Raw genomic sequence first — 22,429 nt, forward strand, 5'->3', positions numbered from 1 at the left:
ATTGTTTTATGATGTTTGCCCTAACCATAACAATTTTATTTTGAGCTGACTATAAGTAACGGCAAAATCACTCCAGCTTTTTCTATTAGCGTGATATCGACGATGGTATTCGGTGTTGGGTCAGGGTTTATCTCGATAACTTGCGCACCATTTTGCTTGGCTAGCTGTGAGAGTCCGGCCGCAGGATAGACCAAGCTTGAGGTACCGATACTGATAAACACATCACAGTTAGCCGCAGCCTCTTCGGCAGTCTGCCATGCTTGTACAGGTAGTGCTTCGCCAAACCACACAATATCTGGTCTGATGTAACCGTCGCAATGCGGACAAGTAATCAGCTTATCATCAAAACGTATCGTATCTTGCTTAATATAGGCGGCTCTTGATTGTTCTGGATAAGGTATCTCACACTGACCACAGCGATCACGCCACAGATGACCGTGCAAATGAGTCACTGCGCTTCCAGCTTGCTCATGTAGGTCATCGACATTTTGGGTGATGAGTGTCACTGTTTGATCGGAGGTTTGCGCATGATACTGCCACTGAGCCAATGCATGATGGGCTGGATTTGGTACTTTATCTGCGACCATCTGCCTGCGCCACTGATACCATGACCATACAAGCTTTGGATCACGAGCGAATGCTTCAGGAGTGGCCAAATCCTCGACGCCGTAGTTTTCCCATAACCCTGTTTGCTTATCTCGGAACGTCGGAATACCACTTTCGGCTGAAATGCCTGCCCCTGTCAAAATGCAAATGCGCTCTTTCGATGCCAACAATGTTGCCGCAAGTTTTACTTCTGCTATTACCGCTGGTGATAATTCTGCTAACATGAGCCAACCCTTGTTAGTAATGGATATTTTTACTTATGATAGACGGAATTTGGTGGCTTGTCATATTAATCGCCATCATCATGGCCTTATGGTTGGTAGCGAAATCGCGCGGGGCAAAAGCAGGCGAAAAGCACGGTAGTGCCAAGTCAAAAAATACAGTACCGAATGATGCCCTGCAAAAAACATCCGCATTATTAAAGCAGTATTTTCCTGATTATCGAGTCACTCGTAAGGCAAATCACTTGCTCATCAGCCAACAAGGCAAAAAAATCGCGATGATTACCATTGATAAAAAAATTGCTGAAGGTCAGCGCCGTCTAGGAGAGGTGCCCGTGATTAATTATCATCGTGTGCCCAGCCGTGTTCAATTGACTGCAAATTTACAAGACGCAGAGTAAGTTTTATATAGGTGAGAGCACTAGAGGTATGCGCACACAGAAAGACTGCCAACATTTTGATATATAGGTTTGATGAGTATGAGCAGTTTAAGATAGCACTAAGGAAGGGTAGAGCGAGGTTGTAAACATCGTAATTGGTGCGCTCGGCGGGAATCGAACCCACGACCCTCGGCTTCGGAAACCGATACTCTATCCAACTGAGCTACGAGCGCATATGATAACGATATGTCTGACTGTCACGCTTAGATGCGCATGATGACCAGCATAAGATGCCTAGAAATAAAGACCGCTTAGTCTAACAAATAAAATGCATAAAGCCAATGAGTGACAAGCGCGATTGAGGTTTTTTAAGAAAAAACAGCCAAGTCATTAAACAAGCATGGCAATTTACCTGCCTTTTCCCTTATAATGTTGGGGAGAATTCATATTTATAATCACCGATTGCAAGCGCGCTGACAAGCGGGATGGCTGTCTGCTATTGAGGACTTAGAGGTCGTCAAAGGAGGACAGACGGAATGTCTAAGCCAGGTTAGCCCTTGTATACGCAATAAGAGAACGTGACGAATGAGAAAAGTAGTTATGTTATCGGCAGCTGCCATTCTAGGAATCGCTAGTATCGCGGTGAGCCAAGCTGAAGATATCATTGATACCCCTGTAACAGTCTCTGACGTAGCAGAAGGTCAAGAGGTAGTGGAAGAGGCTCCGCAAACTCTGGGCGATGAGCCACAAGCGGCTGCAGACACGACAGATGGCGCTGCACCGGCTGATGGTGCCGCTCCAGCAGAAGGCGAAGAAACTGCCGCTGTAGCGCCTGCCGCTGACGAAGAGCCGATTCCGCAAGATACGCCGCAAGTACAAAAGCTGATTGCTTTGTATCCTAATCTGATTGCCCGTATTCAACCTGTTGCAACTGTATGTTTCGAAGACGATGAAGTCTGTGATGTAACAGCACGCTCATCTGGCCCATCTGCAGGTGACGGCCCTCGTGATGGTAAAACGGTATATAATGCGGTATGCCATACTTGTCACGCTGCAGGCTTGCTAGGCTCACCTATTTTTGGGGATACTGGTGCTTGGGGTCCACGTATCGCGAAAGGTAAAGACACGCTATATACCCATGCTATCAATGGTTTCAATGCGATGCCTGCCAAAGGCGGCGCGGATATTCCTGATGAAGAAGTTCAAAACGCTGTCGATTATATGGTTGCAGAAGCTAGCTAAACTCTACACATAGCTGTGCTAAGCTTTGACGATAGCCATTCGTGAAGCGCCTATCTTACTCATGAGATAGGCGCTTTTTTATGATGAATATTATCAATATAGTACTTCAACTATAAAGCGGTTGAAATTCACGATCAATAACCTCATTTTATGAGATTACACCGTGTCTTCTAGATAGTAGAGCGTGTTGAACATTTTTATATGGCCTCGGTCAGTATGATAATGACAGTCGAATGTTCAACACGGCCTATTATTCTAAAATCGTGTTTTATACAAATTGATAAAAAATAAGAGGTCTTCATGTCTGATGTACCAGCACTTTCTATCCAAAACCTATCTAAGACTTATGATAATGGGTTTTCGGCACTAAAAGGCGTTGATTTAACCGTACCACAAGGTGGGTTTTTTGCACTGCTTGGCCCAAACGGAGCAGGCAAGTCCACGATGATCGGTATTATCAGCTCGCTATTTAAACCAACCACTGGCAGTGTCCATATTTTTGGCACGGATTTATTAGAAAACCCTTCAATTGCCAAACAATACCTTGGCGTTGTGCCACAAGAGTTCAATTTCAATATGTTTGAGAAAGTTGAAGACATTTTGATCACTCAGGCAGGTTACTTTGGTATTTCTGCAAAAGAAGCCAGACCTCGCGCAAAAAGGCTGCTGACAGCACTTGGGCTATGGGACAAGCGTGATAGCAAATCGCGTGATTTATCTGGCGGTATGAAACGCCGTCTGATGATCGCGCGCGCCTTGATTCATAAACCAAAATTATTGATTCTTGATGAGCCCACAGCAGGGGTGGATATTGAGCTGCGCCGCTCGATGTGGGAGTTTATGCAGCAAATTAATATCGAAGAGAATACCACGATTATTCTGACCACCCATTATCTCGAAGAGGCCGAGCAGCTGTGTAAACGCATCGCCATTTTGGATCATGGCGAGATTCGTATTAATACAGAAATGAAAGATTTGTTGGCACAATTGTCAGTAGAGACGTTCGTCTTTGATCTAGAGACATCGCTCACAGAACATTTGGTGCTAGATGGGGTGACAGGAATCTCACAACCAGATGACAAAACACTGGAAGTCACGTTAACAGAGGGTGAGTCATTAAACGGTGTCTTTAATCAGTTGTCTGATAAAGGCATTCGCGTGGGAAGTATGCGAAATAAAGCCAACCGTCTAGAAGAGTTGTTTATGCGTTTGGTCGACAGAAATATTGAAAGTGCAAATAGTATGAAGGAGGCGGGACTATGAGACAGGAGATGGTCGATCACACCAAAACGATGTCACTGAGTAAAAAGTGGGTTGCGTTTCGTACTATCTGGTTCAAAGAAGTGCGCCGTATCCTGCGCATCTGGCCGCAGACGCTATTACCGCCAGTGATTACGATGAGCTTGTACTTTGTCATTTTTGGTAAGATGATTGGCTCGCGCGTAGGTGAGATGGGCGGCGTGCCCTACATGCAGTTTATCGTACCAGGTTTGATCATGATGTCGATCATTACCAACAGTTACTCGAACGTGGTTTCGAGTTTCTTTAGTGCCAAGTTTACATCTAGTATTGAGGAGCTTTTGGTCTCGCCTGTGTCCAAACATGCGATTTTGATGGGTTATATCAGTGGTGGTATTTTCCGTGGACTGGCCATCGGGGTGATTGTCTCGATCGTCGCGCTATTTTTTACCGACCTCGGTATTGAGCATTTATTTGTCACTGTATTTACGGTACTTGGCACGTCTACCTTGTTTTCATTAGGCGGTTTTATCAATGCGGTGTTTGCGCGATCATTTGATGATATCTCAATCATTCCAAGCTTTGTATTGACGCCGCTGACCTATTTGGGTGGTGTATTTTATTCAATGGAGAATCTATCGCCATTTTGGCAAAACATCTCATTGCTTAACCCCATCGTGTATATGGTCAACTCTTTCCGTTACGGTATTCTTGGCTACTCTGATGTCAACGTTTGGTATTCGATGGGCGCGATTTTTGTGTTTTGCGTGATATTTTATATCATCGCTTATCGTCTGCTTGATAACGGCTCACGCGTGCGCTTGTGATGGTCAGCGTGTGAAGCGATAGCGATGCCCAAAGCGCTGTCGGTTGAGCAGTTAGGGTTTAACGATTAAATAGTAGGAAAGTAAATGAGCATACATGGCATTTTAGGGGAACAAACCACCGACTATCCCACACATTATAGTCCAGAGACGCTCTATCCCATCGCGCGTAGTATGGGCCGTGATGTGATTGGCTGGCAGGATGATAAGCTGGCCGTGGGTGTGGATTGGTGGCATGCGTTTGAGCTGTCTTGGTTGACCCCGCAAGGCATCTCGCAGGTGGCGATGGCGCGCTTTAGCATTCCTGCCAGCTCGCCATTTATTGTTGAGTCCAAATCGTTAAAGCTGTATTTAAACAGTCTTAATTTCACCGAGTTTGCCAGTTGGCACGCAGTCGAGACACAGATTGCTGCTGACTTATCAACGTGCTTGCAAGCAGAGGTGACAGTCAAATTATTCGCACTTGATGATGCGCCAAGTCTATTGATTACTGAGCCGTCAGGTATTGGTATTGATGAGGCGCTCGCGGATAGTCAGGAAAAAGTGGCACTCAGTCTCCATCCTGATGCCTCATTGCTTTTGGCAACAGACGATCGCCCATTGAACTCTGAGACTCAGCAAGCACTGAGCAGTCAAATGCAAGCAGGAGGGCCCGTGAGTTTTTATTCCAATTTGCTGCGTAGTAATTGCCCTGTGACCAATCAGCCTGATTGGGGCACGCTGTTGGTGACGATGACGGGTATGAACAGCGAGCATCCCATTTATGCTGCCAATATACTGCGCTATATATTGAGCTTTCGCCAGCACAACGGCTTTCATGAGCAGTGCGTTGAGCAGATTTTTGCGGATTTGAGTCAGTATTATCAGCCAGAAACGCTGATGGTGCGGGCATGGTACACGCGCCGAGGCGGTATTGATATCAATCCTTGCCGTGTTAGCGATATGAGCCTATTGCCGACACCAAGTCGTTTGATTCGCCAGTAGTGATCATTCAATCATGATATGACAGACATAAAAAAAGCGCCTACTTATGAGGCGCTTTTTGTGTATTAACCAGTTTACTCGCAGCCCAAATTTGCAAGTAGCTCCTCACGGCTTAGTAGCTCTTTTTCACCGCTGCGGCGATTGACGTACTCGTATTTGTCTTCTGCAAGATTACGACCAGAGACGACGATACGATGCGGAATACCGATCAGCTCAAGATCAGCGAACTTCACACCTGGGCGCTCGTTGCGATCATCAAGCAGTACATTGACGCCTTGAGCTTTTAGCGTTTCATAAAGTGCCGTCGCTGTTTGCATGACGGTGTCTTCTTTTGATTTCATTGGGATGATGGCCACTTCAAACGGTGCAATAGAGTCATCAACTGTTGGCGTTTGTGGCCACATGATGCCATTGTCATCGTTATTCTGCTCAATGGCAGCCGCGATGATACGGCTAACGCCAATTCCGTAACAGCCCATCATGAGTGTGACAGGTTTGCCATCTTCACCAGAGACGGTACAGTTCATCGCTTGTGAGTACTTATCACCCAACTGGAAAATATGACCGACTTCGATGCCGCGCTTGATTTTTAGGCTACCCTTACCATCAGGAGACGGGTCACCTTCTTGCACATTACGTACATCAACGACGCGCGTGATGCTGGCGTCACGCTCCCAATTCATACCGATGGTATGCTTGTTGACTTCATTGGCACCGCAGACAAAATCTGATAACGTAGCAGCTGAACGATCAACGAATACTGGCATGTCTAAATTGACGCCGATATAGCCTTTGTGTAGGCCAGCGGCTTTTAGCTCTTCATCAGAGGCGAGCGTCAGTGGGAAGTTGGCCTCTTCGATTTTTTCGGCTTTGACGGTATTGAGCTGATGGTCGCCGCGCAATACGATAGCGATCAGTTGTGGCTCATCATTCTCGTTATGACCGTGTACGATCAGTGTTTTGACCGTCTGCTCTAATGGAATGTCTAAGTGCTCAGCCACCATTTTGCACGTGGTCATGTTTTCTGTTAAGACGTCTTCGCGCTCCATAGTAGGTGCCTGACGCTCAGCAGTGCTCACAGATTCGGCCAGCTCAACGTTGGCTGCATAATCAGAGGAATCTGAGAAGGCAATGTCATCTTCGCCGCTGTCTGCCAATACATGAAACTCATGAGAAGCAAAGCCGCCAATAGATCCTGTATCTGCTTGTACGGCACGGAAGTCTAAACCCAGACGGGTAAAAATACGCGTGTAAGCATCATACATATCATCATAAGTTTTCGCGAGCGATGCCTGATCCACATGGAAAGAATACGCATCTTTCATCGTAAATTCGCGTGCGCGCATCACACCAAAGCGTGGACGAATCTCATCACGGAATTTGCTTTGAATCTGAAAAAAGCTAATAGGCAACTGCTTGTAGCTGCGCAGCTCGCCTTGAGCAAGGTTCGTGATCACCTCTTCGTGAGTTGGTCCAAGCACAAAGTCGCGATCATGACGGTCTTTGAAGCGCAGTAGCTCAGGACCATAATCATCAAAACGGCCGGTGGTCTGCCACAGCTCAGCAGGCTGAGTCATCGGCATGAGAACCTCTTGTGCCCCAACGTTTTGCATCTCTTCACGAACAATGCGTTCGACCTTTTGTAGGATGCGCAGACCCATTGGCAACCAAATGTACAATCCAGAAGCAATCTTGCGGATAAGACCAGCACGCACCATCAATTGGCTTGAGGCGATGTCGGCATCACTTGGGGTTTCTTTTAGGGTAGCAAATAAAAATTGACTGGCTTTCATAAATAAAGCGTAACCTTATCTTTGATAAAAAAATAAGAAATAGGAGGATGTTGAGCGTATGGCTAATCGTTTCGTTGCCGCCGCAAGCTTACCTTTATCACTTAGCAATAGACTAGGGATTTCCTAGTGACTTACATGTTCATACAAGAGAACAAACACATCAGCAAAAAACACTCTCACAAAAAGAGGCAGATTTGATTTGAAGTATAAAACGGCTCATACGCCATATAGTGACGAAAAAGGTCGATAGTATTTCAAGCATGGCATTTTATACATACAATTTGACTATGTTAGGTAAAGTTCGTCTAAGACGCAACGACTTTTTGTCTTTTCAGACCGAACGTTGTGCAAAGCTCAAAAACAGGCGTGAGTAATTGCATCATTCATAAGGGATTACGATAATTGTAGGGGATATCTCAAAGGTGGTTTCATGCATTTATTATGTAGAGGATTGGTAGCCACTGCTTGAAGTGACTGCACAATAGTCGCATGTAAAGTTTAGGCAATTGTTTTTATTTTATATCACTATTCGTCATCTAAGAATTGGTCATCTGAAAATGATGCAATTTTACTTATATAGGTAGCTTCTATGAGTAGTTCCAATATAAATCATAGCAATAACACTCACAAGCCCGAGAAATCGCCACTCTCTAAGCTGTCATGGTTGGTATTATTGATCGGTTTGGCCGCCATTGCTTTTGCGATCTACAGTGTACAAAACATACCAGAAGAAGAACCAGTAGAGACCATCACGCGAGAAGGTGTGGTCACGCAAATACAGCAGCTTAATCGCTTGCATACTGTTGCGTTCAGCGTGGATACCGTCATCACTAGCGAGCGTCAAGGAAGCTGGGTGAAGCTGTGGCAAGACGAGCAAAAAGCGCTGTTTATCGCTCAGGGACGCGTAGAAGCAGGGGTTGATTTGAGTGCACTAACGCCTGAGATGGTACAAGTGGTGCAGCCTGTCACGCCTAAAATTGACGACGAGCAAGGGGCTGACAACCAAGCGTTGACTGCGACCATGCCGCAAATTAATATTACCTTGCCGCCTGCAGAGGTATTCTCCGTCTATCTAGATAACATTGAGATTTATGACTGGCAGACGGGTGCGTTTGGCATGATGCAAGTAGATCCTAAGATACTGGATGAAGCGCAAAGTATGGCAAAAAAAGAAGTATTAGAGCGCGCTTGTAGAGGAGATGTCATGACTATGGCACTACAAAACGCCCAGACGCAACTGCAGCAGCTATTTGCATTGACTGGTGCTATCGTGACGGTGACCACTCAGGGTGCAGGCGCGTGTCAGTTACCAGCAGTCACTAATAGCTAGTTTACGCTTTTTTAAATTCAGCAATGGCGAGCTTACGTGCTGATTTATGTTCGACCATCGGCGCAGGGTAGTCAGCATTTGCAAAGTCTCCACCCTTCGCCAGTGCTTTACGCATTTTATCCTCACTATGCAAAGTGCTCGCGGGGATGTCTTTTAGTTCTGGTAGCCACGTTTTGATAAATATCGCTTTTTTATCATGAGTGCTGCCTTGGCTAAAAGGGTTCATGATACGAAAATAAGGCGCTGAGTCAGTACCTGTCGATGCGCTCCACTGCCAGCCGCCATTGTTGGAGGCAAAATCCCCATCGATGAGCTGCTGCATAAAGTAGCGCTCACCCAAGCGCCAATCAATCAGCAAGTCTTTGGTCAAAAACATCGCTGTAACCATGCGCAGTCGATTGTGCATAAAACCAGTAGCGTTCAGACAGCGCATCGCAGCATCGACCAATGGTACGCCTGTTTTGCCTGTGCACCATGCTTGAAAATCATCGTCATCATATGACCAGCTGACTTTGGTGTCGGTCTCTTCTTTATAGGCCTTATGGCGAATCAGATTTGGCTTATCGACCAGTACGTGACGATAGAAATCTCGCCATGCAAGCTCGCTTATCCAGCGGTCGATGTCTTCATTATCACCATCATTGCCATGCAGCTTTTCTTGTACTTTGCTGGCTTGTAAATAGCAGAGCCGAGGGCTGATGGTGCCAATCGTGAGATAAGCGGATAGCAGGCTGGTGGTATGCAGGTGTGGCATATCACGGCTGACATCATAGTCATTGATATCGTCATCGACAAAATCGGCTAGGCGCTGGCAAGCAGCAGACTCACCAGCAGGATAGGCGTCTCTTGCATGCGTGAGCTGAGCTTCTATATTAATATGCTCTAATGACGCCTCTTTTTGCAGCATCTTTTGATAATCACTGAGCATTTCTTGGCTGAGCTTTTTAATCTTATTTGCTGTATTGGCACTATTCTTAGATGATGTTAGATCTCCCTTTTTATCGTTATCTACCGCTGGCGCGTCATGCGTCTGGATGGCGCTCACGTCCAGCGTATGTCGCCATTTTTTATAAAACGGCGTGAAGACTTTATACATGCTGTCGCCATCGTTGGTCGTGATACTCAGCGGCGGCAAGATACATTGATCATGCCAGCGCACAAACTCGATATCCTCTTTTTTAAGCTGCTCGTTTACTTGTTCATCACGCTCAATCTCATTGCCTTCGTATTCATGATTGGCCATGACGCAGCAAATATCGTGATCGCTACATAACATTGTCAATGCATCGACACAGTCATCAAAGCTCGGGCAGAGCTGTACCGTCAATGTGATGTTGAGTTTCTCTTGCAAATCCTTTGCCAAAATAGGTAGCGTGCGAGTAATATGATCGACTTGTGCCACGGACATATCATGCGCTTGCCACTGATCGGGCGTCAAAAAAAACACCGCGGATACCGATGCATTGTCTTCATTAGCCCGCTCGCAGAGCGCTGCCAGTGCAGTGTTGTCATGAATGCGTAAGTCTCGACGAAACCACATCAAATAATGTAAAGTATTTTCACGATTACTAGCGTTTTTGTTATTGCTATCATTATTGTCAGTCTTTTTGGACATTATAGTATCCCTATATTAATCAATCGCAATCATAAACAAAACTCGGCATAAAAGTATGCTAGGATAAGTTTTTAGATGCAATGGCTTTACCGTTTGCGTAACAAATTCTCATCATATCTCACGATTTATCTTTAGTCTGACTCTAATTGATGCCACTATTAGCAGTGTCACATTTAGGAACACAAAATCCTAAGAAATCCAAGGTCACAACATGCACGTTAAATTTTGCGGATTCACTCAGCTGAGTGATATCCAGACAGCGGCAAAGTTAGGTGCTGACGCAGTCGGGTTGGTGTTTTATCCGCCAAGCCCGCGTGCAGTCACCCTCGAGCAGGCGCAAGCATTAAGTGCAGCCGTGCCTGCCTTTGTGAGCGTGGTGGCGCTAGTGGTCAATATGCCTAAAGATGAGCTAGTCAAACTGGCAGAAACTGTCCCCTTTGATATTATTCAGTTCCATGGGGATGAGACGCCTGAGCAGTGCAGGCAGCTAGCTGCTGTGGTCAACAAACGCTGGATCAAAGCGTTACGGATCAATGCAGAGGCAGACACCCCCGAGAGCGTTCGCGCACAGATTGCGCAGTTTGCTGACTCAGGGGCCAGTAGTATTTTGCTCGACGCTTATCATCCAGCTGCTTATGGCGGGACAGGGCAGCGCTTTGATTGGAGTCTTGTGCCAAAAGATAGCGCGTTACCCATTGTGTTGGCTGGTGGGCTTGATGCGAAAAATGTCGCAGCAACATCGGATCTGCCTATCTATGGCGTCGATGTCAGCGGCGGTATCGAGGTGGACAAAGGCAAAAAAGATCCTGCCAAGATGCGCGCCTTTATGAAAGCAGTTAAGCGTGACCGATGGCAAAACGATACGGTCACTGACGTCATTTAAGTTTTTATTTAAGAGTATTTTCTGTAGAAAATAGGCTTATTTGGTCGTTATTCCGATATTCTTGTTCCACTCTTATTTTACTCTCTCTATTTATTCTAAAAAATACCACTTATTACAGTAGGAATTACCATGAGTCATGTCGCGAACAAAGATTTATCTACTACAGCACAATCTGTAAACACCTTTACCAATCCTGAAAACGTGCAAGATTTTAACCAATACCCTGATGCACGCGGCCATTTTGGGGTGCATGGTGGTCGCTTTGTCTCTGAGACGCTGATGGCGGCCTTAGAAGAGCTTGAGACACTTTATACCAAAGTTAAAGCAGATCCAGCGTTTTGGGAAGAGTATCATAACGATTTGGTTAATTATGTCGGTCGCCCAACGCCGCTATATCATGCCAAACGCTTGAGTGATGAGATCGGCGGCGCGCAAATTTACTTTAAGCGTGAAGATCTCAACCATACTGGCGCGCACAAAGTGAACAACACCATTGGACAGGCACTACTTGCCAAGATGTGCGGCAAAAAACGTATCATCGCTGAGACTGGTGCAGGACAGCATGGTGTCGCGACCGCAACGATTGCTGCGCGCTTGGGCCTAGAATGTATCGTCTATATGGGTGCTGACGATGTTGAACGTCAAAAGATGAACGTCTATCGTATGCGTTTGCTTGGTGCCACTGTCGTGCCAGTGACGTCTGGCTCACGTACGCTAAAAGACGCGATGAATGAAGCCATGCGTGACTGGGTAACCAATGTCGATAGCACGTACTATATTATCGGTACGGTTGCAGGGCCGCATCCTTATCCGCTATTAGTTCGTGATTTTCAAGCCATTATCGGTAAAGAAGCGCGTATTCAGCATTTAGAAAAAACAGGCAAAATGCCAGATGCGTTGGTCGCTTGTGTCGGTGGCGGCTCAAACGCGATTGGCTTGTTTTTTGATTTCCTCAATGATACTGAAGTTAAGATGTATGGTGTCGAGGCGACAGGTGATGGCATTGAATCAGGTCGTCATTCAGCGCCATTAGCGGCTGGTCGTATCGGCGTGCTACATGGCAACCGTACTTACCTCATGGCAGATGATGATGGTCAGATCCAAGAGACGCATTCTATCTCAGCGGGTCTTGATTACCCAGGTGTTGGTCCGGAGCATAGCTTCCTAAAAGACATGAACCGTGTTGAGTATGTCGGCTGTACTGACAAAGAGGCGCTGGAAGGCTTCCTTGAGTCCACGCGCAAAGAAGGCATCATCCCTGCGCTTGAGACCTCTCATGCTATCGCTTATGCCTTAAAACTGGCGAAAACCATGACCCCTGATCAGACAATTATTGTCAATATGTCAGGTCGCGGTGATAAAGATCTGCATTCTGTCATGCAGGCAGAAGGGATTGAGATGTAAAAGCTGTCTTATGATGGAAAAGGATAATCAAATGTCTTCAAGAAAAATACCATACGCAATGTATTCTGATAACTGGACTTATTCGATAGAAAACTATTCCGAGCTGTTAAAAAACTATGAGGCAGTTACTTCAAATGAGTATATTCATGATGTTATGTATGAAAAAATATTTTGTCCAAAGTGTTTTACACCTTTAACAAGAAGACCCTTGGTAGAATCTCGTTCAAGAAATAATGTATTAGCATATTTTAAACATCTGCCCTCGTATTCACATATTAATTGTATGTACAGGGCAAGCAAAGGTGAAGGTCTAAATTATGTCAATGAAGAAGAGGCTAAAGAAGCTGTAGATAATGAACAATTAGTCGTTATAGATAGCTTTATGAAGGAAGTCCCTAAAGTTAAGGATGTTGACGATGATGAAGATTGCTACGACTCTTTGATAGAGGATATAGATGGTCCTACTACAGATGTCTCAATAAGTAGACATACAGGAGAAAAGTTTTCCTTACCTTCCAAGGTGACATCCGTCAGAGCCATATGTAGAAATTTTTCAAAAAATTTACATAAAGGCTACTACCTGCCCAATTCTAATATAGCTCTACCGTTGAGCGATTTACTAAATGATGTGAGTGATATCAAAGCAGAAGACAATGATAGCAAACTCTATATAGGAAAGATTACAAGATCTGATCATCAGGGCAAAGAAAAACGAGATAATAATATAAGAATGACTTTTCTATCTTTCAGAAAAGGTGGAGGTTATGCAGATTTTTGTATTAAAGAAGAGCATTCATTACAAGCTAAACATGGAATTAATGATAACTCTGTTGGTAGATACGTCATCTTTTATGGCAAGATAGAAGAGAGTGGCGTTGGCTTATGTGTCACCGACCTGAGTTACGGTGAACTGTCCTTGTTACCTAAAAAATACAACACTATAGTTCAAGAGCTATACGATTTATAAAATTCTTTTATGGCAACATTCATTAACACCTACAAAATTAGTATAACTTTTGGATTTTGATATGAGCACTATCAACAATAGCACCAGAATTGAAAGTACCTTTGAAACCTTAAAATCACAAAATAAAAAAGCCCTGATTCCTTATGTCATGGCAGGCGATCCTAATCCTGCAACCACTGTCGGTCTATTGCATGACTTGGTCAAGCACGGCGCAGATATGATTGAAGTGGGCTTGCCGTTCTCTGACCCAATGGCAGATGGCCCAACCGTATCGCTGGCGGGCGAGCGTGCCTTAGCAGCGGGTACAAGTACGCGCGATGCATTAAAAATGGTTGCAGAATTTCGTCAAACTGACACGCAGACGCCAATCATCTTGATGGGCTATCTTAATCCTGTTGAGATCATCGGCTACGACAACTTTGTGGCGCTATGTGAGCAGTCTGGGGTTGATGGCTTATTGATGGTGGACTTGCCACCAGCAGAGGCGGGCAGTTTTACTCAGCACCTGACTGACCATTCAATGAATGAGATTTTCTTGCTATCGCCAACGACGTTGCCTGAGCGCCGTGAGCAAGTATTGACCCATTGTGGCGGTTATATTTACTATGTATCGCTAAAAGGCGTGACGGGCTCAGCCACGCTCGATACCGATGATGTGGCGACGCAAGTGCAAGCGATCAAAGCAGAAACAGACCTGCCTGTGTGTGTGGGCTTCGGTATCCGTGATGGCGCTTCTGCAAAAGCAATCGGCACTCATGCAGACGGGGTGATTGTCGGAAGTGCATTGGTACAGAACTTTGCGGATATTGATGCCAATGATGCCGCGGCTGTTGCCAAAGCTCAGCAAAAAATCATGGAAAAAATGGATGAGCTACGCGGCGCACTAGACAGCTTAAGTGCTTAATAGCATAAATGTCTGATAGCTAAAAGATCTAATAGCTAAAAGCTCTCATAGTCAGTATGTTGGTGGCAAACGTATCTACTCAATGACCGCGTTAAGTAGATACTATCAAATAGTAAAACCAAATAGCGTTACTCAGTCGCTCGTTACCGTTACTGAAAGAGGACGCTAAATGACTTTGCTAAATTTAGTTTACGAGTGTAAACTAACATGACTATTATATGGTGTCTGATAGCTACCGTTTGCTAACGACTAATGACAAAAAATACCTGTCAATAGCCTCAATAAACACCTCTGCTATCAACAAGCGCATGACCAAGTTGTAGACACGTCAAATTAAGACAAGCGTGTCGCATAACGGCTCATGTTGTGACTGGGTCTGACGCTTGGTTTTGACAACCATTAAACTTTCAATGACAAGTGACTGAGCCAGCTTGTCAGCAAGCCTTTTATGATGGCAAATAATATGACTGATACAGCAACAAAACCCGATAATAATACTGCTAAAGCCAAGCAAAACAGCAACGCGGATAGGCAGTCATGGTTTAACCGCCCTATACCAGGTATCAAACAACAATTAACTGCGCAATTGACCGCGGTAGAGACAGAACCGTCGACTAAGTGTAGTAATTGTCACTCGGTTATTACCAACACAGCGCTGATTTTCAACTGTTACGTGTGCCCACATTGCGATCATCATTTACCAATGAGTGCTCGTGAGCGCTTGAACTGGTTGCTTGATCAAGTAGACGGTGAGACAGGGCAAGAATTCACTGCCAAAGATCCGCTGAGCTTTGTGGATAGCAAGCCCTATCCTGCGCGTATGAGCGAAGCACAAGAAAAGACGGGCGAGACGGAAGCATTGGTGGCCATGTATGGCAAACTTCGTAACCTTGATATTGTCGCTTGTGCGTTTGATTTTCGTTTTATGGGTGGATCAATGGGGTCAGTGGTTGGTGACCGTTTTGTACAAGCCGCTGAAAGAGCGCTTGAGCAAAAAATCCCGTTAGTCTGCTTTGCCGCGTCAGGCGGTGCACGTATGCAAGAAGGTCTGTTGTCATTGATGCAAATGGCACGGACGGCAGCGGCAATTGAGCGTCTCAAACTTGCTGGCATTCCTTACATTGTCGTATTGACCAATCCTGTTTATGGCGGCGTAACTGCGTCATTGGCGATGCTGGGTGATATTCATTTGGCAGAACCAAAAGCGATGATTGGCTTTGCGGGCAAGCGCGTGATCGAGCAGACGGTACGTGAGACGTTAGAGGAGCCATTCCAGCGTGCAGAATTCTTGTTAGAGCATGGCGTGGTAGATGAGGTGGTGCATCGTCATCAACTGATTGATACCATTTATCGTCTACTTGCAAAGCTGTGCCGTGTGCCCAACGTCAATGCGCAATAAGCCAAACGACTCAGTATCATAAGTCATTTATTGAGTGCATAAACGCTTAGCTGCGTGCTAACATCTATTGTGTGTACAAGACATTCTAATAGCATTTATCGTCATGGTACGGTAAATGCTATTTTTGGTTTTTAGGGTGCGTCTCCTGCCTCTAGCGGACCAGCTAGTGCATGCGTCTTTTATTTCTTATTAACATCTCATATAGGTTTCACCCATGTCTGACCCTCTAGCATCCAGTTCAATGACTCCTACCATTACAGCCAGTTTGACCGAGTGGCTAAACTATATGCAGCAAATACATGTGTCAGCGATAGACATGGGACTATCGCGTGTATTGCCTGTTGCCGAAGCGCTAGGAGTAGTGAAGTCAGCCAAAGATGACGCTTATGTCTTCACTGTGGCAGGCACCAATGGTAAAGGCTCTACGACCGCTGTCATCGCGCAGATGTGCCAAGCGGTAGGTTATAAGACGGCGCTGTATCAATCGCCACATCTTAGCGTATTCAATGAGCGCGTGCGTATCAATGGCGAGATGGTCAGCGACAAGACGCTAATTGATGCTTTTAGCAAAGTCGAAGCAGCACGTTTAGAGTGCGATTTGACCTTGTCTTTCTTTGAGATGATCACGCTTGCTGCACTACTCATATTTGCTGAGGCCGACTGTGATGTGTGGGTGTTAGAAGTAGGGCTAGGCGGACGATTGGATGTCGTCAATATCATCGATCCTGATATGGCCGTCATCACCAATATCGGTATCGATCATGTCGACTGGCTCGGTGACAATGTTGAGGACATCGGACGCGAAAAGGCAGGTATTTTGCGACAAGGTATCTCTTTCATTTATGGCGCTACTGAGATGCCCACCAGTGTGCAGCAGGCTATCGATCATCACCAAGCAATTTGCTATCAAGTGGGGCGCGACTTTAGCTACCGAGATATCAGCCCAAATAAATGGCAATACAGTAATGCCGCTGTTACCTTGCAATTACCACGTCCTGCACTCTCTTTGACCAATACTGCCAATGCCCTGTCAGCGGTGCTTGCCAGTCCGCTAAATGTTGATACCAATGCGATCGAGCAGGCGCTACAAACCGTCAAACTGGCAGGGCGCTTTGATTATCGAGAGAGTCATCACCGCCAATGGTTGTTCGATGTGGCACATAACGAGCAAGGGGTGGCGTTTTTATTAGCGCAGTTACGCCCATTTTGGCAGCAGCATGTGACTCATATGATTAAGCATAGCAGCCAAGAGCCTATTGGCATGCCAAAGATAAACATGCTGTTTTCTATGCTGGGAGATAAAGATATCGACAATGTGGTCAAACATCTCACTCAAGCAGGCTTGCCGATTCGTGATTGGTTCATCGCTGAGATTGATTATCCTCGTGCGGCAAGTACCGACCAGCTACAAGGCGTCTTAGCCAAATACATAGATACTCGCCATGTCCATGATTTTGATGGTTTACAAGCAGCGACGGAGGCGGTCATACAGGCAAGCCAACCACAAGATTTGATCGTCGTGTGCGGCTCGTTTCATACGATTGGCGAAGCGCTTGCTGCACTCACCATATAGTGATTGAGGTTAAAGTCATGCCTGTTTGATGTTAATCTTAGTGCAAGTCTGATAGCAGACAGCAAGAAAAATATGCTTTATAATCAAAATGATTTACAAAACTGGTATAAGAAGGTCAATATACATTTTGCATAATGATGGCAGTAACTGGCGGTAAATATGTGTATGAGAGCAATGGTCTATATTGTTTTGTAATCATCGCAGCGCCGCTCAATCAACCTTATCACCAACTAAGAGACGTAAACGGATGAACTTTTCGAGACAAGCCTTATTGGGCATTGGGATGATTATAGGTGGCAGCGTGATGTTATACGCTATGGTGCAGCAGATTGGCGAGAGTAATCAGCCAGAGCCTGTATCAGCCATGATAGAAAAACCGATCACTGAGCAAGAATCCTCACAGCCCCTGACGACTGATATTGAGACCGAAAAACGTATTCTTGCACAAAAGCAAAAAGAACGTGCTGCTCGTGTTGCAGAGCAAGAGAGGCGTGCACAAGAATTTTTGACAGAACAAGAAGTTGCTGAGGCAGAAGCATTGGCAAAAGCCCGCGCTGAAAGTCAGCAATACATGGCAAGTACTGCATCTGCTAAAGAGGCGCGCGCAGAAGATAAAAAAGAGACTTCAGCTTCAGCAGAATCAGCGTTGGCATCGCCTATAACCCCAAAAGCCTCGCAAATCTCAGAAACCTCGCAACAGCAAGAAGCTCAACGACAAGCGGCTGCTAAAAAAGCGGCTGAAGCCAAAAAAGCAGCCGAGGCAAAGAAACAAGCAGAAGAAAAGAAACAAGCTGAGGCCAAAAAACAGGCTGAGATTCAAGCTGCTGCTGAAAAAGAGCGGAAAGCAGCTGAAGCGGCTAAAAATGAACCACCAAAATCGCCCTCTGAGTATCAAGTCAAAAAAGGTGATGGGCTGATTAAGCTTGCAAGACAATACAACATGCCTGTCGAAGTGTTGGCTCAAGCAAATAACATTTCACCATCGACCTCACTACAGCTGGGTCAAAACATTACCATACCGTCGCGCAGTCAAGTGCAACGTCTGGAGCGAGAAGCGGCCGCCGCCAAAAAAGCGGCTGAGGCTAAGCGAGACGCTCAGCAAAAGCTTCGTGAGGCTCGTCAAGAAGTCAAAGAAACCGATGCGAAAGGCAGCTTTGGGGTGCAAGTAGCGCTCGCAGATAATCAGGCCAAAGCGGATCAACTAGCGAAAAAATTCAAGGAGGCTGGATATCAAGTGAAGACCAGTCCGACCAGTCGCGGTGTACGCGTCATTGTTGGTCCTGAACGTGGAAAGGTCGCCGCATTGGCACTAAAAGATAAGATCAATAGTGATTCTAACGTCAATACGACCGGTGCTTGGGTGCTTTACTGGCGTTAAGCTATAACTATAGACTCAGCGACTGTCGTCAGAGATTGATGAGTAGATAAGTGAGATATTTTCTTTAGTACTGACTTGAATTATTATTTAATGATCAAAACACGACATTCGCTGTCGTGTTTTTTGTTTTATCGTTTGCCGATTGGCGCAAGCTTGGTTACGATGAGCACCATTTTTATTACTCATTTTTGTATAACCTGTCAGCCTATAAAGGTTGCCCTGTGGTGATCAGCCGATCATTGACTCTTCAGAGTTGTGAGGGCTAGCCGGTCACTGTTATATTGTATAAGGTAAAACCATGTCATTTGGCGCTATATTTTTAATCTTGGCCGTTGGGTTTTTAGGGCTGATTACGTTACCAAAGCTATTGGCCAGACGTCCAGTCGCAGAGCCAGACCCAAAACCTGTACGCGGTGATGATCTCGCTATCTGGCCTTTTGCGCCGATGCCAATCATGACCGATACTGAAGTGATTTTTTTTAATAAGTTAAAAAATGCGCTACCTGAGTATCATATTTTTGTACAGGTTCAGCTGTCACGTATCATCGAAGCCAATAGTGATGAGACGTCAGAGCGTAGTTTTTGGTTCAATCGTATTTGCCGTCAGAGCGTGGATTATGTGATCGTGGATGTCGATGCGCAGACTACCCTGCTGGCGATCGAGCTTGATGACTGGACGCATAGCCGCAAAGCGCGGCAAAAAGCCGATGATAAAAAAGACAAAGCGCTTGCGAGTGCAGGTATAGCTATCGTTCGTTTTCACGCTGAGCGTATGCCTAGTGCCGATATGCTGAGATATGAGCTAATGCAGGTGATTGAGAGTTATTAAATGGTTCACTAAGTTTCTTTGGTTGTTAAAATGAGATAGCTATTCAAGCTATCTAGCTCAGACTATTCTTTTATTTGGCTTAACTGCCTTGGATAAATGACAATCAGTCGCTCACCTTCGAAGTACAATCCTGTTCTGAGGTTTGGCGTGTCAAGGTAGGTAAGGGGCGGCTGACACCGACCATAGCGGTCATAAAAGTCGCGCCTATTAAACCACTCAATGTAATGTGCTTTTCTCAATGCCGCCATATCAATGGTCGCAAGATTGGTCTCATCACTCTTATCGCACCACTCATGCAGTGGGAATTTTGGCTCAAGCCAAGCGGGATACTCAAAGTCAGTGCTATTGATAGGTAAAAAGAATCGACCCTTAATGATGCCGTAACGCTTATCGATTTTGATGCGTCCATGATCTTCAGTATCCACCCACACACTACGAAACTGCTTGGTTTGCATGTGCGTCATCTTACGCTGTAGATTATCATTGGAGTTAATCCCAACCCAATTCTCAGGCGCAAAAGGCGCTGAGCCCATAAAGAACTTGATGGCCAGTTCCCAATGTTCCACCAGCCTCTCTTCATGGTTGTATAAAATCAAATCAAGCTCACCGACAGTCTGCTTACCATTGTACAGCTGTACATTATTAGCTAGTGTCTCGTACGGATGCAGCTTGCGTGCAAAGCCATCCTCTAACCAAAACGATAGCAGTCCCTCAAAGTGAAACCCCAATCGATTGGGACTAGGGCGTTTAAGTAAATAGCGGGTCAGCTTCTGATAGGCGGCAGTGGTGTCTAGCTCTGTTAATCGCGGCGCATAAGCCTCAAACTGCGCCTGCCAAAAGCTCGCACTATGCACGGCAACCGCATGGGTGTTCTCATGCGGTGCAAAGTCTAGCCACTGCGTCAAAACATTGGGACATGCCAGTACATACGCCAAATCACGCACATAGGGTCGCTTATACGCTTCCCAAGGTGCATCATCTATGAGGCGATTATGTGTGGGTTTATTGATAGGCTCGGGCATAGGATAAACCATCATTGTGGTGAGGCATTTACCCTAACGGCTCGCTCTATAAAAGTCTATAGGACACGAGTATCTGCTAAGGTAGCGCTCAGTCTCTTGGCGTTAAAATATGATATTAATGTGATGAATATGAATGCTGATATCAGTAAAATTTAGCACAAAAAAAGCCAACCATTGAAAACAATGATTGGCTTTTCTCTTTACTGCTATGTTTGGTCGGAACGGCAGGAAGTAAAGTAAAGGCTGTATGCCCTGTGTTGTATAGGTTTTATTGTTTTTATTTTTGACGATACCAACAATAATACCAACAATCGTTTTTAATAATGCCCTTTTTTGGCTGTTTGCTGCTTCACTCACTATTATTTTGTAATTATTTTCACTGCTTGCCGTTTCAACATTTCTCAACACGGTAGGGCGGTGTAATTGTTCATAGCTTTGTCAGTAGTGACCGCTGCTTAAGTAATTTTTATGCGTCCGCGTAATTAAAAGTTTAGGGGTTGCTTTTTGTTTGCATGGGGTTGAATTGCTAATCACTGCACGCGCTCAATAATGGCACTTAAATGCGTGCGTATTTCGTGCGTTTGCTCGCATCAATTCGCATAGCTTTACGATACCTGTGCATAAAGTCACTTTAACTTTTTAACTTGGCTTTAACCTACTAATTATCGCTGCAAGTCATGCGCTCACGTTACTTGTCTTGAAACTACCTTTAACTTCTTTTTGAAACGGTTTTTATTTTGCGCGTGTGAATGGTGGCGCTCTGTTTGGTCGATACGCTCAACACTCAAAACTATACCCCCCTCGATACCTGTCCAGAAAGTCCCCTTTTTATGGACTCAAAGTATTATTTTGATTGCCCTCTAAGATGTCCAAAAACTAGCCAGCATTGGCATAAACTGCACCCGTGCGCGTACTGTGCCCATAACTCTAACGTGTCCAACAATCTACCTCGTACTTGTTAAGAAACTACCCCTTTTTATGGACTCCAAAAACTCCCTTATGCGTGCGCGTACTGTTCGCAAAAGTCACTCTTTTTATGGACTCCAAAAACTCCTTTTTATATTGCGCAAAAACCCCGTCATTGGTGCTTGCTTCGCGCGCGTGCGTACTGTTCCATAAACTCATTTTTAACCCTGCTTATGATGTCCGTAAATTGCCCCTTTTATGGACTCCGAAAACTAGGTAACGGCAAGATAACGGCAAGGTTCAAGCCAACATTGCGCGGTGTGTGATTTGGTTTTGACAGGTTCTACTATGTCAGGGTTCAGGTTTTCTCAGGTTCTCAATGTTAAGTTTTATTAAGTCGGCATAGGCTGCCAACGTTAACAAATGTTAACAGGCAAAGCGGTGCTGTTCACTTTTCGATGTTGGGTTTTATTGGGTAATGAGTGCTGCCAATAGGCAATATTAATATGAGGTTTTGTGAGGTTCTAACCTTGTGGTGATCTTGGGGTGATCCTCACGCGCGTACTGTTCCATAAACTACCCCTAACGTGTCCGAAAACCTATGGGAAACCTTAGTTTCTTTACACTATAAAAAGGGCTTGGCAGTGATCGCCTACGTTGTCCGAAAAGTCACACGCTATCATGAGATAGGCTCAAAACTGAGCGCATCTATAACCCGTTACAGCCCCTTGCTAATTTAGCCCTAAAATCGCCTTTCACCCCATGATTAGTAAGCGTTTGCGATCCATTCACTTTTTGGCAGTTCGTAGCGGAATAGTTAACTTAAACCACGCTCAATACGCGCAAAAATGCTCATATCTCATTTTTGACGGCTCTATCCTGTTTTGGTGGCATCTATAAGCTGTGGGCTAATGGTAGCAAGGTATCACG

Annotated in this window: 19 protein-coding genes and 1 tRNA gene; 14 read left to right on the forward strand and 6 right to left on the reverse strand. The window is 45.3% G+C overall.

Features of this window, described 5'->3' with window-relative positions; translation table 11 throughout:
• Positions 1-35: 35 nt before the first annotated feature.
• Positions 36-830, reverse strand: a complete 795-nt coding sequence (locus L0G63_RS07660) for an NAD-dependent deacylase (protein ID WP_301450106.1) — start codon at positions 828-830, stop codon at positions 36-38.
• A 35-nt stretch (positions 831-865) separates the two neighbouring features.
• Between L0G63_RS07660 and L0G63_RS07665 the strand changes: the two genes are divergently transcribed.
• A complete protein-coding gene (locus L0G63_RS07665) occupies positions 866-1,228 on the forward strand; it encodes a hypothetical protein (RefSeq protein ID WP_301450107.1) in 363 nt (120 codons plus the stop codon).
• A gap of 135 nt (positions 1,229-1,363) precedes the next feature.
• Here the strand turns inward: L0G63_RS07665 and L0G63_RS07670 are convergent.
• A tRNA-Arg gene (locus L0G63_RS07670) sits at positions 1,364-1,440 on the reverse strand.
• Positions 1,441-1,792: 352 nt separating this feature from the next.
• Between L0G63_RS07670 and L0G63_RS07675 the strand changes: the two genes are divergently transcribed.
• The 4 genes from L0G63_RS07675 (at position 1,793) to queF (ending at position 5,496) form a co-directional block, all read left to right on the forward strand.
• Complete coding sequence (locus tag L0G63_RS07675; RefSeq protein WP_301450108.1) at positions 1,793-2,449, forward strand: cytochrome c5 family protein; 657 nt, start codon at positions 1,793-1,795, stop codon at positions 2,447-2,449.
• A gap of 300 nt (positions 2,450-2,749) precedes the next feature.
• The gene (locus tag L0G63_RS07680; RefSeq protein ID WP_301450109.1) at positions 2,750-3,712 is read left to right on the forward strand and encodes an ABC transporter ATP-binding protein; all 963 of its coding nucleotides are present in this window, start codon (positions 2,750-2,752) and stop codon (positions 3,710-3,712) included.
• A gap of 29 nt (positions 3,713-3,741) precedes the next feature.
• On the forward strand, positions 3,742-4,515 hold the full coding sequence (locus tag L0G63_RS07685) for an ABC transporter permease (RefSeq protein WP_301450135.1): 774 nt from the start codon (positions 3,742-3,744) through the stop codon (positions 4,513-4,515).
• A gap of 84 nt (positions 4,516-4,599) precedes the next feature.
• Positions 4,600-5,496, forward strand: coding sequence for an NADPH-dependent 7-cyano-7-deazaguanine reductase QueF (gene queF, locus L0G63_RS07690; protein ID WP_301450110.1), 897 nt, complete (start codon positions 4,600-4,602; stop codon positions 5,494-5,496).
• Positions 5,497-5,570: 74 nt separating this feature from the next.
• On the opposite strand, the gene L0G63_RS07695 is transcribed toward queF, so the two are convergent.
• Positions 5,571-7,289: a proline--tRNA ligase gene (locus tag L0G63_RS07695; protein WP_301450111.1), complete on the reverse strand. Its 1,719-nt coding sequence runs from the start codon at positions 7,287-7,289 to the stop codon at positions 5,571-5,573.
• Between the two features lie 589 nt (positions 7,290-7,878).
• On the opposite strand from L0G63_RS07695, the gene L0G63_RS07700 reads away from it, so the two are divergent.
• Positions 7,879-8,619 carry a DUF4230 domain-containing protein gene (locus tag L0G63_RS07700; protein ID WP_301450112.1) on the forward strand — a complete coding sequence of 247 codons (741 nt, stop codon included), beginning with the start codon at positions 7,879-7,881 and terminating at the stop codon, positions 8,617-8,619.
• 1 nt (position 8,620) lies between these two features.
• Here L0G63_RS07700 and L0G63_RS07705 read toward each other — a convergent pair whose 3' ends face one another.
• Positions 8,621-10,234 carry a deoxyribodipyrimidine photo-lyase gene (locus tag L0G63_RS07705; RefSeq protein ID WP_301450113.1) on the reverse strand — a complete coding sequence of 538 codons (1,614 nt, stop codon included), beginning with the start codon at positions 10,232-10,234 and terminating at the stop codon, positions 8,621-8,623.
• Between the two features lie 211 nt (positions 10,235-10,445).
• Between L0G63_RS07705 and L0G63_RS07710 the strand changes: the two genes are divergently transcribed.
• The 8 genes from L0G63_RS07710 to L0G63_RS07745 all read left to right on the forward strand — a co-directional run bounded on the left by L0G63_RS07710 (position 10,446) and on the right by L0G63_RS07745 (position 19,571).
• Entirely contained in the window at positions 10,446-11,117 is a 672-nt protein-coding gene (locus L0G63_RS07710; RefSeq protein ID WP_301450114.1) for a phosphoribosylanthranilate isomerase, read from the forward strand.
• Positions 11,118-11,246: 129 nt separating this feature from the next.
• A complete protein-coding gene (gene trpB, locus L0G63_RS07715) occupies positions 11,247-12,521 on the forward strand; it encodes a tryptophan synthase subunit beta (protein ID WP_301450115.1) in 1,275 nt (424 codons plus the stop codon).
• A gap of 31 nt (positions 12,522-12,552) precedes the next feature.
• Positions 12,553-13,488, forward strand: a complete 936-nt coding sequence (locus tag L0G63_RS07720; RefSeq protein ID WP_301450116.1) for a hypothetical protein — start codon at positions 12,553-12,555, stop codon at positions 13,486-13,488.
• Between the two features lie 61 nt (positions 13,489-13,549).
• Complete coding sequence (gene trpA, locus L0G63_RS07725; protein ID WP_301450117.1) at positions 13,550-14,392, forward strand: tryptophan synthase subunit alpha; 843 nt, start codon at positions 13,550-13,552, stop codon at positions 14,390-14,392.
• 451 nt (positions 14,393-14,843) lie between these two features.
• A complete protein-coding gene (gene accD / locus L0G63_RS07730) occupies positions 14,844-15,791 on the forward strand; it encodes an acetyl-CoA carboxylase, carboxyltransferase subunit beta (protein WP_301450136.1) in 948 nt (315 codons plus the stop codon).
• A 214-nt stretch (positions 15,792-16,005) separates the two neighbouring features.
• On the forward strand, positions 16,006-17,364 hold the full coding sequence (gene folC / locus L0G63_RS07735; RefSeq protein ID WP_301450118.1) for a bifunctional tetrahydrofolate synthase/dihydrofolate synthase: 1,359 nt from the start codon (positions 16,006-16,008) through the stop codon (positions 17,362-17,364).
• Positions 17,365-17,611: 247 nt separating this feature from the next.
• On the forward strand, positions 17,612-18,742 hold the full coding sequence (locus tag L0G63_RS07740) for a LysM peptidoglycan-binding domain-containing protein (RefSeq protein ID WP_301450119.1): 1,131 nt from the start codon (positions 17,612-17,614) through the stop codon (positions 18,740-18,742).
• 298 nt (positions 18,743-19,040) lie between these two features.
• The gene (locus tag L0G63_RS07745) at positions 19,041-19,571 is read left to right on the forward strand and encodes a DUF2726 domain-containing protein (RefSeq protein ID WP_301450120.1); all 531 of its coding nucleotides are present in this window, start codon (positions 19,041-19,043) and stop codon (positions 19,569-19,571) included.
• A gap of 62 nt (positions 19,572-19,633) precedes the next feature.
• Here L0G63_RS07745 and L0G63_RS07750 read toward each other — a convergent pair whose 3' ends face one another.
• Both L0G63_RS07750 and L0G63_RS07755 read right to left on the reverse strand, forming a co-directional pair.
• Positions 19,634-20,593, reverse strand: coding sequence for a DUF1853 family protein (locus L0G63_RS07750; protein ID WP_301450121.1), 960 nt, complete (start codon positions 20,591-20,593; stop codon positions 19,634-19,636).
• 102 nt (positions 20,594-20,695) lie between these two features.
• Positions 20,696-20,998, reverse strand: a complete 303-nt coding sequence (locus tag L0G63_RS07755) for a hypothetical protein (RefSeq protein WP_301450122.1) — start codon at positions 20,996-20,998, stop codon at positions 20,696-20,698.
• Positions 20,999-22,429 lie beyond the last annotated feature (1,431 nt).

Source organism: Psychrobacter sp., from assembly GCF_030454045.1.
GTDB lineage: Bacteria > Pseudomonadota > Gammaproteobacteria > Pseudomonadales > Moraxellaceae > Psychrobacter.

What these genes read in the sequence shown, in the direction of transcription:
- L0G63_RS07660 (WP_301450106.1), bottom strand. Translation starts at nt 830, where the DNA reads ATGTTAGCAGAATTATCACCAGCGGTAATAGCAGAAGTAAAACTTGCG.
- L0G63_RS07665 (WP_301450107.1), top strand. Translation starts at nt 866, where the DNA reads ATGATAGACGGAATTTGGTGGCTTGTCATATTAATCGCCATCATCATG.
- L0G63_RS07675 (WP_301450108.1), top strand. Translation starts at nt 1,793, where the DNA reads ATGAGAAAAGTAGTTATGTTATCGGCAGCTGCCATTCTAGGAATCGCT.
- L0G63_RS07680 (WP_301450109.1), top strand. Translation starts at nt 2,750, where the DNA reads ATGTCTGATGTACCAGCACTTTCTATCCAAAACCTATCTAAGACTTAT.
- L0G63_RS07685 (WP_301450135.1), top strand. Translation starts at nt 3,742, where the DNA reads ATGTCACTGAGTAAAAAGTGGGTTGCGTTTCGTACTATCTGGTTCAAA.
- queF (WP_301450110.1), top strand. Translation starts at nt 4,600, where the DNA reads ATGAGCATACATGGCATTTTAGGGGAACAAACCACCGACTATCCCACA.
- L0G63_RS07695 (WP_301450111.1), bottom strand. Translation starts at nt 7,289, where the DNA reads ATGAAAGCCAGTCAATTTTTATTTGCTACCCTAAAAGAAACCCCAAGT.
- L0G63_RS07700 (WP_301450112.1), top strand. Translation starts at nt 7,879, where the DNA reads ATGAGTAGTTCCAATATAAATCATAGCAATAACACTCACAAGCCCGAG.
- L0G63_RS07705 (WP_301450113.1), bottom strand. Translation starts at nt 10,234, where the DNA reads ATGTCCAAAAAGACTGACAATAATGATAGCAATAACAAAAACGCTAGT.
- L0G63_RS07710 (WP_301450114.1), top strand. Translation starts at nt 10,446, where the DNA reads ATGCACGTTAAATTTTGCGGATTCACTCAGCTGAGTGATATCCAGACA.
- trpB (WP_301450115.1), top strand. Translation starts at nt 11,247, where the DNA reads ATGAGTCATGTCGCGAACAAAGATTTATCTACTACAGCACAATCTGTA.
- L0G63_RS07720 (WP_301450116.1), top strand. Translation starts at nt 12,553, where the DNA reads ATGTCTTCAAGAAAAATACCATACGCAATGTATTCTGATAACTGGACT.
- trpA (WP_301450117.1), top strand. Translation starts at nt 13,550, where the DNA reads ATGAGCACTATCAACAATAGCACCAGAATTGAAAGTACCTTTGAAACC.
- accD (WP_301450136.1), top strand. Translation starts at nt 14,844, where the DNA reads ATGGCAAATAATATGACTGATACAGCAACAAAACCCGATAATAATACT.
- folC (WP_301450118.1), top strand. Translation starts at nt 16,006, where the DNA reads ATGTCTGACCCTCTAGCATCCAGTTCAATGACTCCTACCATTACAGCC.
- L0G63_RS07740 (WP_301450119.1), top strand. Translation starts at nt 17,612, where the DNA reads ATGAACTTTTCGAGACAAGCCTTATTGGGCATTGGGATGATTATAGGT.
- L0G63_RS07745 (WP_301450120.1), top strand. Translation starts at nt 19,041, where the DNA reads ATGTCATTTGGCGCTATATTTTTAATCTTGGCCGTTGGGTTTTTAGGG.
- L0G63_RS07750 (WP_301450121.1), bottom strand. Translation starts at nt 20,593, where the DNA reads ATGCCCGAGCCTATCAATAAACCCACACATAATCGCCTCATAGATGAT.